The sequence below is a fragment of the Streptomyces sp. UH6 genome (genome assembly GCF_013421635.1).
Taxonomy (GTDB): Bacteria; Actinomycetota; Actinomycetes; order Streptomycetales; family Streptomycetaceae; genus Streptomyces; species Streptomyces abyssomicinicus.
Genome location: NZ_JACADT010000084.1, coordinates 1 through 11449, shown reverse-complemented (window position 1 = coordinate 11449; position 11449 = coordinate 1). Strand labels below are relative to the sequence as shown.

The window sequence follows — 11449 nt, the reverse complement described above, 5'->3', positions numbered from 1 at the left end:
CCCCGCAGGCGGCCGCCGCCAGCAGCGTCCGCCGGTGCCCGTACCGGTCGCCGAACCAGCCCCCGGTGAAGTTGCCGGCCATCAGGCCGAGCCCCGCCGCCCCCATCACCAGCCCGGCCGCCCCGGCCTCGATCCCGCGCGGACCGGTCAGGTACAGGAAGACGAAGACGAAGACGAAGCTGACGAAGGCGTTGACGAAGACGCCCACCGCCAGCAGCCAGACCACCCCCGGCAGTTCCCGCAGCCCGCGCATCCCCCGCACCCCCGCCCTCGGCCCCCCGGAACTTCGGCCGTCGGCCCTCGAACCTCCGCCCCCCGACGGGACGCCCAGCAGGTCAGTTCCTTTTGGGAACGGACTATGTCAGCATGGCGGCCTCGGGTCAACACCTCCTCGGTGCTCCGCGACGCACCCCGACGAAGCGAGTCCGGCCATGCCCCAGCGCACCAGCCTCCACGACGCCCACTGCGCCATCGCGCAGTCCCTGGACGTGGTCGGCGACTGGTGGACGCTGCTGATCGTGCGCGACACCGCGCGCGGCCTGCACCGCTTCGAGGAGCTCCAGCGCGAGCTCGGCATGTCCCGCAAGGTGCTGGCCGAGCGGCTGAGACTGCTCGTGGACTCCGGGGTGCTCTCCCGGGAGCCGTACCAGGAACGGCCGGTCCGCCACGAGTACCGGCTGACGCCGCGCGGGCGCGCCCTGCTGCCCGTGCTGATCGCGCTCCAGGACTGGGGGGACACCTGGCTCCTGGGGGAGGGAGAGACCATGGCCACGGCGACGGACCGGTCCGCGGAGGCGGCCCGCGTGCTGGACCTGACCGGAACCCGGGTGCCCCCGCTGACCCTGACCGACCTGGACGGCGAGCCCCGCGACCCGGTCTCCCCCGACACCCCGTTCACGGTCCTCTACTGCTTCCCCGGCGCCTACGCCCGCAAGGACGCCTATCCCCCGGGCTGGGCCGGCATCCCGGGCGCGCCGGGCTGCACGCTGGAGTCGTGCACCTACCGCGACAGCCTCGCCGAGTTCACCGCGGCGGGCGCCACCGTGCACGGCGTCTCCACCCAGCGCCCGGACGAACAGCGGGCGTTCGCCGACGCGGAGCGGCTGCGCTTCCCGCTGCTGTCGGACGCGGACCTGGCCCTGACCGCGGCGCTGCGCCTGCCCACCTTCCGGGCCGGCGGGGTGAGCCGCCTGAAGCGGCTGACACTGGTGGTCGACCGGGACCGCACGGTCCGCCGGGTCCTCTACCCGGTCACCGACGTGGTGGCGAGCGTGACGGAGGCGCTCCGGGTGGTCCGCGGCGGCTGAGCGCGCACACCCGGCGGGACCTGGGCGCATGCTCCCCGCGCCACTACAGTGGGAGCGACCGACGACGTGGGGAGCACACCGTGGCCGCCGACCGCATCAGGCGCATGACCTTCGCCTCGGTCTATCCGCTGTACGTGACGAAGGTGGAGCGCAAGGGCCGCACCGAGGCGGAGGTCCGCCAGGTGATCACCTGGCTCACCGGCTACGACGACGCCGGGCTGGACCGGACGGCCGCCGACGGGACGGACCTGGAGACCTTCTTCGACGAGGCCCCCGCCATGAACCCGAACGCCTCGCTGATCACCGGTGTGATCTGCGGCCACCGCGTCGAGGAGATCGAGGACCCGCTGATGCGGCGGATCCGCTGGATGGACAAGCTGGTCGACGAGCTGGCCCGGGGCAAGAAGATGACGTCGATCCTCCGCGGCAGCACCGCCTGACCCCTCCCCGAGCACGACGACGGCCCCTCTCCCCCACCCGGCACGGATGGGGGAGAGGGGCCGTCGCGACTGCGCACCGCGGGCGGCGCGGCGGACGTCAGACGTTGAAGCCCAGCGCCCGCAGCTGCTCGCGGCCGTCGTCGGTGATCTTGTCCGGGCCCCACGGCGGCATCCAGACCCAGTTGATCCGCAGCTCGCTGACCAGGCCGTCGGTGGCCGACTTCGCCTGGTCCTCGATGACGTCGGTCAGCGGGCAGGCCGCCGAGGTCAGCGTCATGTCCACGGTGGCGATGTTCGCGTCGTCGACGTGCACGCCGTAGATCAGGCCCAGGTTGACGACGTCGATGCCCAGCTCGGGGTCGACGACGTCCAGCAGGGCCTCGCGGACCTCTTCCTCGGAGGCGGGCTTCATCTCAACCGTCTCGCTCATGCGGTCGTCTCCTTCTCCTCGGCGCCCAGCGCCTGCGCGGTCGCGTCCTTCCAGGCCATCCAGCTCAGCAGGGCGCACTTCACCCGGGCCGGGTACTTGGAGACGCCGGCGAACGCGACCGCGTCCTCCAGCACCTCCTCCATGGCGTCGTCCGGCTCGATCTTCCCCTTGGACTGCATCAGCTCCAGGAAGGTCTCCTGGATCCTGCGCGCCTCGTCCAGCTCCTTGCCGACGAGCAGCTCGTTGAGCACGGACGCGGAGGCCTGGCTGATGGAGCAGCCCTGCCCCTCGTACGACACGTCGGTGACCGTGTCGCCGTCGTACTTCACGCGCAGGGTGATCTCGTCACCGCAGGTGGGGTTGACGTGGTGCACCTCGGCGTCGCCGTCACGCAGACCACGCCCGTGCGGGTTCTTGTAGTGGTCCAGGATGACGTCCTGGTACATCGAATCCAGCTTCACGGCTTTGCCGCGTCCTCTCAGCCGAAGAAGTTCCGAACGTGCTCCAGGCCGTCGACCAGGGCGTCGACCTCGGCCGGCGTGGAGTACAGATAGAACGACGCTCGCGTGGTCGCGGGAATTCCGTACCGCAGGCAGACCGGCCGGGCGCAGTGGTGCCCGACCCGGACCGCGATGCCCTGCTCGTCGAGGACCTGGCCCACGTCGTGCGGGTGGATGTCGCCGAGCGTGAAGGAGATCGCCGCGCCGCGGTCCTCGGCCGTGGCCGGGCCGATGATCCGCAGGTCGGGGACCTCGATCAGGCGCTTGACCGCGTACTCGGTGATCGCCTTCTCGTGCGCGTGGATCTTCTCCATGCCGATGGCCGACAGGTAGTCGATCGCCGCGCCGAGACCGACCGCCTGGGCGATCGGCGGGGTGCCCGCCTCGAACTTGTGGGGCGCCGGGGCGTAGGTCGACGAGCTCATCGAGACCGTCTCGATCATCTCGCCGCCGCCGAGGAACGGGGGCAGGTCCTCCAGGAGCTCCTGGCGGCCCCAGAGCACGCCGATGCCGGTGGGGGCGCACATCTTGTGACCGGTGAAGGCCACGAAGTCGGCGCCCAGCGCCTGCACGTCCAGCGGCATGTGCGGGGCGGCCTGGGAGGCGTCGACGCAGACCAGCGCGCCGACCTCCTGGGCACGCCGCACGATCTCCTCGACCGGGTTGTGCGTGCCGAGGATGTTGGAGACCAGCACGAAGGAGACGATCTTCGTCTTCTCGGTGATGACCTCCTCGATGTTCGACAGGTCGAGGCGGCCGTCGTCGGTGAGGCCGAACCACTTCAGCTTCGCGCCCGTGCGCTGCGCGAGCAGCTGCCACGGCACGATGTTGGAGTGGTGCTCCATCTCCGTGATGACGATCTCGGTGTCGCTGTCCACCCGGTAGGGCTCGTCGGCCCAGCCGAGCATGTTGGCGACGAGGTTCAGCGACTCGGAGGCGTTCTTGGTGAAGATCACCTCGTCGCGACTGGGGGCGTTGACGAACGCCGCCACCTTGTCGCGCGCGCCTTCGTACAGTGCCGTGGCCTCCTCGGCGAGCACGTGCACCCCGCGGTGGACATTGGCGTTGTGGCGCTCGTAGTAGGCACTGAGGGCGTCGAGCACCTGGCGCGGCTTCTGCGACGTCGCCGCGTTGTCCAGGTACACGATCTTCCGGCCGTCGTGGACCTCGCGGTCCAGGAGGGGGAAGTCCTTGCGGATCGCCTCAAGGTCGTCGAGGAGGCCCGGCAGGTGAGTCACTCGGAAGCGCCGCCCTTCGTGTACGCCTCGTAGCCCTCGTTCTCCAGCTTGTCGGCCAGCTCGGGACCGCCGGACTCGACGATGCGGCCGTTCGCGAAGACGTGGACGTGGTCGGGCTTGATGTAGCGCAGGATGCGCGTGTAGTGCGTGATCAGCAGGGTGCCGACCTCGCCGCTCTCGCGGACGCGGTTGACGCCCTCGGAGACGACGCGCAGGGCGTCGACGTCGAGGCCGGAGTCGGTCTCGTCGAGGATCGCGACCTTCGGCTTGAGCAGCTCGAGCTGGAGGATCTCGTGGCGCTTCTTCTCACCGCCGGAGAAGCCCTCGTTGACGTTGCGCTCGGCGAAGGCGGGGTCCATGTTGAGGCGCTCCATGGCCTCCTTGACCTCCTTCACCCAGGTGCGCAGCTTGGGGGCCTCGCCGCGGATGGCGGTGGCGGAGGTGCGCAGGAAGTTCGACACCGAGACGCCGGGGACCTCGACCGGGTACTGCATGGCGAGGAACAGGCCGGCGCGGGCGCGCTCGTCGACGGACATCTCGATGACGTCCTCGCCGTCGAGGGTGACCGTGCCGCCGGTGATCGTGTACTTCGGGTGACCCGCCAGGGAGTAGGCGAGAGTCGACTTGCCGGAGCCGTTGGGGCCCATGATGGCGTGCGTCTCGCCCTGCTTCACGGTGAGGTCGACGCCCTTGAGGATCTCCTTCGTGGCGTTGTCGGCCTCGACGGTGACGTGCAGGTCTCGGATTTCAAGCGTTGCCATGGGTGCCTCAGGACTCCTGGGTGAGGGAGACGAGCACGTCGTCCCCTTCGATCTTTACGGGGTATACGGGGACGGGGCGCGTCGCGGGAAGACCGGACGGCTTGCCGGTGCGGAGGTCGAACGCGGAGCCGTGCAGCCAGCACTCGATCTGGCAGTCCTCCACCTCGCCCTCGGAGAGGGAGACGTTCGCGTGCGAGCAGATGTCGTTGATCGCGAACACCTCGCCCTCGGTGCGCACGACGGCGACCGGCGTGCCGTCGAGTTCCACCCGCCGGGGGGTGTCCTCCTCCAGCTCGCTCAGTGCGCAGGCGCGTACGAAGGTCATGCGACCGACGCCTCCAGCTCCTCGTCGATCTTGGCGAGCAGGCGCTCCTCGATGTCGGCGACGCCGATCTGCTGGACCAGCTCGGCGAAGAAGCCGCGGACGACGAGGCGGCGGGCCTCGTACTCCGGGATGCCGCGGGCCATCAGGTAGAAGAGCTGCTCGTCGTCGAAGCGGCCGGTGGCGCTGGCGTGGCCGGCGCCGACGATCTCGCCGGTCTCGATCTCGAGGTTCGGCACGGAGTCGACGCGGGCGCCGTCGGTCAGAACCAGGTTGCGGTTCATCTCGTAGGTGTCGGTGCCCTCGGCGGCGGCCTCGATCAGCACGTCGCCGATCCACACCGCGTGGGCCTGCTCGCCCTGGAGGGCGCCCTTGTAGACCACGTTGGACTTGCAGTGCGGGATGTTGTGGTCGACGAAGAGGCGGTGCTCCTGGTGCTGCCCCTGGTCGGTGAAGTACAGGCCGAACAGCTCGGCCTCGCCGCCGGGGGCGGCGTACTCGACCCGCGGGTGCAGGCGGACGACGTCGCCGCCGAAGGTGACGACGACGGACCTGAAGGTGGCGTCGCGGCCGACCAGCGCGTTGTGCTGGCCGGCGTGCACCGCCTTCTCGTCCCAGTCCTGCACGGAGACGACGGTCAGCTTGGCGCCGTCGCCGAGCACGTACTCGACGTTGCCCGCGTAGACGGCGTCACCGCTGTGGTCCACCACGACGACGGCCTCGGCGAACGCGCCGAGCTCCACCACGGTGTGGGCGAAGCAGGTGCCGCCCTGGCCGGCCACGGACACGCGGACCGGCTCGCTCAGCACGGTCTCCTTGGGCACCGTCACCACGGTGGCCTGCTCGAACGCCGAGTACGCCTGGGCGGCGACCCGGTCGACGGGCTTGCCGGCCCGGCCGAGGCGGGCGTCCTCGCGGCCGACGGACTCGACGGTGACGCCCTCGGGGGCGTCCACGGTGACCTTCACGCCGTCACCGTCGGCGGTCGCGGTGCCGTCGTGCAGGCCGCGCAGGCGCGCCAGCGGGGTGAACCGCCACTCCTCCTCACGGCCGTGCGGGACCGGGAAGTCCGCCACGTCGAAGGAGGGCGGCGCGCTCATGCGCGTGGCGACGGTCGACTCGGCGGCCACCGCGATGGATCCGGCGGTGGTGGAGCCCACCGGGGCATTCTGAGCGTCAGCCATGGCTGTCGTCATGCTCGCTTTCGTTGCTTCAGGGACTTGACGGGAGGGACGGCGGGCCGGGCGTCAGCCGACCGCGCCCTCCATCTGGAGCTCGATCAGCCGGTTGAGCTCGAGGGCGTACTCCATGGGCAGCTCCTTGGCGATCGGCTCGACGAAGCCGCGCACGATCATCGCCATCGCCTCGAACTCGGAGAGACCGCGGCTCATCAGGTAGAAGAGCTGGTCCTCGGAGACCTTGGAGACGGTCGCCTCGTGGCCCATGGAGACGTCGTCCTCGCGCACGTCCACGTAGGGGTACGTGTCGGAGCGGGAGATGGTGTCGACCAGCAGCGCGTCGCAGAGCACGTTCGACTTGGAGCCGGGGGCGCCCTCGCCGATCTCGATCAGACCGCGGTAGGAGGTACGGCCGCCGCCGCGCGCCACCGACTTGGAGACGATGTTGGACGACGTGTTCGGCGCCATGTGGACCATCTTCGCGCCGGCGTCCTGGTGCTGGCCCTCGCCCGCGAAGGCGATGGACAGGGTCTCGCCCTTGGCGTGCTCGCCCATCAGGTAGACGGCCGGGTACTTCATCGTCACCTTGGAGCCGATGTTGCCGTCGATCCACTCCATGGTCGCGCCCTCGTACGCCACGGCGCGCTTGGTGACCAGGTTGTAGACGTTGTTCGACCAGTTCTGGATGGTCGTGTAGCGGCAGCGGGCGTTCTTCTTGACGATGATCTCGACGACCGCGGAGTGCAGGGAGTCCGACTGGTAGATCGGCGCCGTGCAGCCCTCGACGTAGTGCACGTAGGCGCCCTCGTCGACGATGATCAGGGTCCGCTCGAACTGGCCCATGTTCTCCGTGTTGATACGGAAGTAGGCCTGGAGCGGGATCTCGACGTGCACGCCCTTCGGCACGTAGATGAAGGAGCCGCCGGACCACACGGCCGTGTTCAGCGCGGCGAACTTGTTGTCGCCGGCCGGGATGACGGTGCCGAAGTACTCCTTGAAGAGCTCCGGGTGCTCCTTCAGGGCCGTGTCGGTGTCCAGGAAGATGACGCCCTGCTCCTCCAGGTCCTCGCGGATCTGGTGGTAGACGACCTCCGACTCGTACTGGGCGGCGACACCGGCGACCAGGCGCTGCTTCTCGGCCTCCGGGATGCCCAGCCGGTCGTAGGTGTTCTTGATGTCCTCGGGCAGTTCCTCCCAGGACGTCGCCTGCTTCTCGGTGGACCGCACGAAGTACTTGATGTTGTCGAAGTCGATCCCCGAGAGGTCCGAGCCCCAGTTCGGCATGGGCTTCTTCTCGAAGAGGCCCAGGCCCTTCAGGCGCAGCTTCGTCATCCACTCCGGCTCGGACTTCTTCGCCGAGATGTCCCGGACGACGTCCTCGTTCAGGCCGCGCTTGGCGGAGGCGCCGGCCGCGTCGGGGTCCGCCCAGCCGTACTCGTACTTACCCAGACCCTCGAGTTCGGGGTGGGCAGTCTCCGTGGGGAGAGTCATGCGGGGTTCCTCCCGGCCGTGCTCGTAGCTGATGAGTGATCACCGGTTGCGTGACCGTCGATCTTGGAAATCTTGGGGATGAACGTCGTGCAGACGCCGTCACCGTGCGCGATCGTCGCCAGTCGCTGGACGTGGGTGCCCAGCAGCTCGGAGAAGATCTCCGTCTCCGCCTCGCACAGCTGCGGGAACTCCTCAGCGACGTGGGCGACCGGGCAGTGATGCTGGCAGAGCTGCTCGCCGAGTTGCGGGGAGGGAGCGCTGCGCGCACTGGCAGCGTACCCGTCCGCGGACAGCGCCCTGGCCAGCGCCTCCGCCTTGTCCTCCGGCGGGACGGCTTCCAGGGCCTTGCGGTACTGCCCGGCCTGCGCGGCCAGCCGGGCACGGGCGAAGGCGGCCACCGCCCGCTCACCACCCTCCTGGTCCGCGATCCAGCGCAGCGCGTCCTTGGCCAGCTGGTCGTACGACTGGTCGAAGGCGTCCCGGCCGCCGTCGGTCAGCACGAACACCTTCGCGGGCCGCCCGCGCGTGCGGGCGCCGTACACCCGGCGCTCACGGGCCTCGACCACGTCGTCGGCCGCCAGCGCGTCCAGATGCCGGCGCACGGCCGCCTGGGTCAGCCTCAGTCGCCCCGCGAGTTCGGCGACGGTCGAAGGGCCGTGGTCCAGGATCGAGCGCGCGACCCGGTTGCGTGTGGAACGCTCCCCGGTCGCATTCTCTTCCGGACCGCAGTCTCCCTGGCCGACGTTTTTCACAACGCCATTGTTGCGTAATTACCGGCGCGCGGACAACCCGCGCTCCTCCGGCCCGGCGGTGCCCTTCATCACTTAGGTACACCTAACCTGACCTGCGGAAAGGTGCCCACCGGGTATTCCGCCTGCGCGGCCCGAACCCCCTCGGTCACCCTTCGCCGCATGCCCGCGACCCCGCTCACCGGCCCCCTCGTGACCCGCCGCTCGCTCACCGCCGACCTGTGTGCCCTGGGCGTGCGACCAGGCGGGACGCTGCTGGTCCACTCCTTACTCAGCCCACTCGGACGGGTGAACGGCGGGGCGGTCACGACGTGGTGCTCGACTCCGACGACTTCGACCGGCTGGGGGAGGCGTTCGAGCGGGAACGCCCCGGCCCGGTGCCGCACGGCCGCTCCGGGGCGGCGCGGACCCGTCCCTTCCCGCCCGCCGACGCGGTCGCCTTCGCGGAGGGCCGGCTGCGGGAGCACCGCCCGCACCCGGCCGCCGCCGATGTGCCACCCGGGGGCCGGGCGGGCACGGCGCGAACCTAGACTCGTGTCCCATGCACAGCGAACCCGTGGTCCACATCCAGGCCCTGGTGAAACGGTACGGATCGAAGACCGCGGTGAACGGCCTCGACCTGGTGGCCCGGGCGGGCATCACCGCCGTACTGGGCCCGAACGGGGCGGGCAAGACCACCACCGTCGAGACCTGTGAGGGCTACCGCCGTCCCGACGCGGGCACGGTCCGCGTCCTCGGTCTCGACCCGGTCCGCGAGGCGGTGGCGCTGCGCCCGCGGATCGGCGTGATGCTCCAGTCGGGCGGCGTCTACTCCGGCGCCCGCGCCGAGGAGATGCTCCGCCACGTCGCGAAGCTGCACGCCCATCCGCTGGACGTCGACGCGCTGATCGAGCGGCTCGGCCTCGGCTCGTGCGGGCGCACCTCCTACCGCCGGCTCTCCGGCGGCCAGCAGCAGCGGCTCGCGCTGGCCATGGCGGTCGTCGGCCGCCCGGAGCTGGTCTTCCTCGACGAGCCCACCGCCGGCCTCGACCCGCAGGCCCGCCGCGCCACCTGGGACCTGGTGCGCGACCTGCGCGAGGACGGCGTGTCGGTCATCCTCACCACCCACCACATGGACGAGGCGGAGCAGCTCGCCGACGACGTCGCCGTCGTCGACGGCGGCACGGTGATCGCCCAGGGCTCCCCCGAGCAGCTGTGCCGGGGCGGCGCCGAGAACACCCTGCGGTTCTCCGGCCGCGCCGGCCTGGACGTGGACTCGCTGCTCAAGGCGCTGCCCGCCGGCTCCACCGCCGCCGAGACCGTCCCCGGCTCCTACCGGGTCACCGGCGACGTCGGCCCCCAGTTGCTGGCCACCGTGACCTCCTGGTGCGCCCAGCACGGCGTGATGCCCGACCGCATCGCCGTGGAACGGCACACCCTGGAGGACGTCTTCCTCGAGCTCACCGGCAAGGAGCTGCGCGCATGACCGCCACCGGGACCTACTCCCCGAGGCCCGGCGCCGCGCCGCTGGGCCGCATGATCGCCGCGCAGGCCGTGCTGGAGGCGCGGATGCTGCTGCGCAACGGCGAGCAGTTGCTGCTCACCGTGGTCATCCCGACGCTGCTGCTGGTGCTCTTCAGCTCCGTGGACATCGTCGACACCGGCGAGGGCCGGGCCGTCGACTTCCTGACGCCCGGCGTGCTGGCGCTGGCGGTGATGTCCACGGCCTTCACCGGCCAGGCCATCGCCACCGGGTTCGAGCGCCGCTACGGCGTGCTCAAGCGGCTGGCCGCCTCGCCGCTCCCGCGCTGGGGGCTGATGACCGCCAAGACGCTTTCGGTGCTGGTCACCGAGGTCCTGCAGATCGCGCTGCTCACCGCGATCGCCTTCGCGCTGGGCTGGTCCCCGCAGGGCGACCCGCTGACGGTGCTCCTGCTGCTGCTCCTCGGCACGGCCGCCTTCTCCGGCCTCGGCCTGCTGATGGCGGGCACGCTCAAGGCGGAGGCCACCCTGGCCGCGGCCAACCTGGTCTTCCTCCTGCTGCTGGTCGGCGGCGGGGTCGTCGTGCCGCTGGACAAGTTCCCGGAGGCGGCGCAGTCCGTGCTGGGGCTGCTGCCGATCTCGGCGCTCTCCGGCGGACTGCGGGACGTGCTCCAGCACGGCGCGGGCGTGCCGTGGGGCGACCTCGGGATCCTGGCCGCGTGGGCGGCCGCGGGGCTCGCGGCGGCGGGCCGTTTCTTCCGCTGGGAGTGACATCACATCCCGCACGGCGCCCCCTCGTGAAACCGTGCACAAGCCCGGGCCTACGATGGTGGGCGTGCCGAACGAGATCCGTGGCGGAGCCGCAGCGGCGGTCCGCAATCCCCTTGCCTACATCGCCGACCGCTGGACCCCCGACCCCCGGACGGTCCGCCGTGCGGCGCTCGTCGCGCTGGTCATGTCGGTGGTCATCGTGGTCACCGGCGGTGCCGTCCGCCTGACCGGCTCCGGTCTGGGCTGCCCGACCTGGCCCAAGTGCACGGCGGACTCTCTCGCCACCACGCGCGAGATGGGCTGGCACGGCGTCATCGAGTTCGGCAACCGGCTGCTGACGTACGTGCTGTGCGCGGCGGTGGGCTGGGCGATCATCGCGGCCCGCTCCGTCAAGCCGTACCGCCGGGGGCTGACGCGGATCGGGTGGCTGCAGTTCTGGATCGTGATGGGCAACGCGGTGCTCGGCGGCATCGTGGTGCTGGTCGGCCTCAACCCGTACACGGTGGCCGCGCACTTCATGCTCACCTCGGCGCTGATCGCGGCCGCGGTCGTGATGTGGCACCGGGCCGGCGAGGGCGACGCGGCTCCGCGGCCGCTGGTCGCGCCGTCGCTGCGGCGGCTGACCTGGGCGCTGGTCGTGGTGACGGCGCTGCTGATCGCCGTGGGCACGGTGGTCACCGGCGCGGGTCCGCACGCGGGCGACTCCAGCGACGTGCCGCGGATGCCGGTGGACTGGGAGTCCGTCACGCGGGTGCACGGGCTGCTGGCGTGGCTCACGGTGCTGCTGGCGGTGGCGCTGTG

15 protein-coding genes are annotated in these 11449 nt (G+C 70.9%); 6 read left to right on the top strand and 9 right to left on the bottom strand.

Annotated features, from left to right (window positions below; all coding sequences use genetic code 11):
* Positions 1-253, bottom strand: a 253-nt coding sequence (locus HW445_RS07905; protein ID WP_374939618.1) for an MFS transporter, incomplete at its 3' end; no start/stop codon positions are given.
* Between the two features lie 178 nt (positions 254-431).
* Here HW445_RS07905 and HW445_RS07900 point away from each other — a divergent pair.
* A complete protein-coding gene (locus HW445_RS07900; RefSeq protein ID WP_180220305.1) occupies positions 432-1307 on the top strand; it encodes a winged helix-turn-helix transcriptional regulator in 876 nt (291 codons plus the stop codon).
* Positions 1308-1387: 80 nt separating this feature from the next.
* Positions 1388-1747 carry a DUF2200 domain-containing protein gene (locus tag HW445_RS07895; protein ID WP_308798614.1) on the top strand — a complete coding sequence of 120 codons (360 nt, stop codon included), beginning with the start codon at positions 1388-1390 and terminating at the stop codon, positions 1745-1747.
* A 97-nt stretch (positions 1748-1844) separates the two neighbouring features.
* Here the strand turns inward: HW445_RS07895 and HW445_RS07890 are convergent, their stop codons facing one another.
* From HW445_RS07890 to HW445_RS07855, 8 genes are all read right to left on the bottom strand, one after another.
* On the bottom strand, positions 1845-2177 hold the full coding sequence (locus HW445_RS07890; protein WP_108953982.1) for a metal-sulfur cluster assembly factor: 333 nt from the start codon (positions 2175-2177) through the stop codon (positions 1845-1847).
* Positions 2174-2638 carry a Fe-S cluster assembly sulfur transfer protein SufU gene (gene sufU / locus HW445_RS07885; protein ID WP_180220304.1) on the bottom strand — a complete coding sequence of 155 codons (465 nt, stop codon included), beginning with the start codon at positions 2636-2638 and terminating at the stop codon, positions 2174-2176. The genes HW445_RS07890 and sufU overlap by 4 nt, the downstream gene beginning before the upstream one ends.
* Positions 2639-2655: 17 nt before the next feature.
* Positions 2656-3915, bottom strand: a complete 1260-nt coding sequence (locus tag HW445_RS07880; protein WP_180220303.1) for a cysteine desulfurase — start codon at positions 3913-3915, stop codon at positions 2656-2658.
* On the bottom strand, positions 3912-4676 hold the full coding sequence (sufC, locus tag HW445_RS07875; RefSeq protein ID WP_151775650.1) for a Fe-S cluster assembly ATPase SufC: 765 nt from the start codon (positions 4674-4676) through the stop codon (positions 3912-3914). The genes HW445_RS07880 and sufC overlap by 4 nt, the downstream gene beginning before the upstream one ends.
* A gap of 7 nt (positions 4677-4683) precedes the next feature.
* On the bottom strand, positions 4684-5001 hold the full coding sequence (locus tag HW445_RS07870; protein WP_180220302.1) for a bifunctional 3-phenylpropionate/cinnamic acid dioxygenase ferredoxin subunit: 318 nt from the start codon (positions 4999-5001) through the stop codon (positions 4684-4686).
* The gene (gene sufD / locus HW445_RS07865; protein ID WP_180220301.1) at positions 4998-6182 is read right to left on the bottom strand and encodes a Fe-S cluster assembly protein SufD; all 1185 of its coding nucleotides are present in this window, start codon (positions 6180-6182) and stop codon (positions 4998-5000) included. The genes HW445_RS07870 and sufD overlap by 4 nt, the downstream gene beginning before the upstream one ends.
* 63 nt (positions 6183-6245) lie before the next feature.
* Positions 6246-7667 (bottom strand): Fe-S cluster assembly protein SufB, encoded by a 1422-nt coding sequence (sufB, locus tag HW445_RS07860; protein WP_108953976.1) that lies wholly within the window; start codon positions 7665-7667, stop codon positions 6246-6248.
* Entirely contained in the window at positions 7664-8419 is a 756-nt protein-coding gene (locus HW445_RS07855; RefSeq protein WP_180220300.1) for an ArsR family transcriptional regulator, read from the bottom strand. Before HW445_RS07855 ends, sufB begins: the two co-directional genes overlap by 4 nt.
* 308 nt (positions 8420-8727) lie before the next feature.
* Between HW445_RS07855 and HW445_RS07850 the strand changes: the two genes are divergently transcribed.
* From HW445_RS07850 to HW445_RS07835, 4 genes are all read left to right on the top strand, one after another.
* The gene (locus HW445_RS07850) at positions 8728-8946 is read left to right on the top strand and encodes a hypothetical protein (RefSeq protein ID WP_180220299.1); all 219 of its coding nucleotides are present in this window, start codon (positions 8728-8730) and stop codon (positions 8944-8946) included.
* Positions 8947-8957: 11 nt separating this feature from the next.
* Positions 8958-9881: an ABC transporter ATP-binding protein gene (locus HW445_RS07845; RefSeq protein WP_180220298.1), complete on the top strand. Its 924-nt coding sequence runs from the start codon at positions 8958-8960 to the stop codon at positions 9879-9881.
* Positions 9878-10648, top strand: coding sequence for an ABC transporter permease (locus tag HW445_RS07840; RefSeq protein WP_180220297.1), 771 nt, complete (start codon positions 9878-9880; stop codon positions 10646-10648). Before HW445_RS07845 ends, HW445_RS07840 begins: the two co-directional genes overlap by 4 nt.
* Positions 10649-10703: 55 nt before the next feature.
* Positions 10704-11449, top strand: a 746-nt coding sequence (locus HW445_RS07835; RefSeq protein WP_180220306.1) for a heme A synthase, incomplete at its 3' end; no start/stop codon positions are given.

Coding starts and splice junctions, on each gene's coding strand:
- HW445_RS07900 (WP_180220305.1), top strand. CDS start 432: ATGCCCCAGCGCACCAGCCTCCACGACGCCCACTGCGCCATCGCGCAG.
- HW445_RS07890 (WP_108953982.1), bottom strand. CDS start 2,177: ATGAGCGAGACGGTTGAGATGAAGCCCGCCTCCGAGGAAGAGGTCCGC.
- sufC (WP_151775650.1), bottom strand. CDS start 4,676: ATGGCAACGCTTGAAATCCGAGACCTGCACGTCACCGTCGAGGCCGAC.
- HW445_RS07870 (WP_180220302.1), bottom strand. CDS start 5,001: ATGACCTTCGTACGCGCCTGCGCACTGAGCGAGCTGGAGGAGGACACC.
- sufD (WP_180220301.1), bottom strand. CDS start 6,182: ATGGCTGACGCTCAGAATGCCCCGGTGGGCTCCACCACCGCCGGATCC.
- sufB (WP_108953976.1), bottom strand. CDS start 7,667: ATGACTCTCCCCACGGAGACTGCCCACCCCGAACTCGAGGGTCTGGGT.
- HW445_RS07845 (WP_180220298.1), top strand. CDS start 8,958: ATGCACAGCGAACCCGTGGTCCACATCCAGGCCCTGGTGAAACGGTAC.
- HW445_RS07840 (WP_180220297.1), top strand. CDS start 9,878: ATGACCGCCACCGGGACCTACTCCCCGAGGCCCGGCGCCGCGCCGCTG.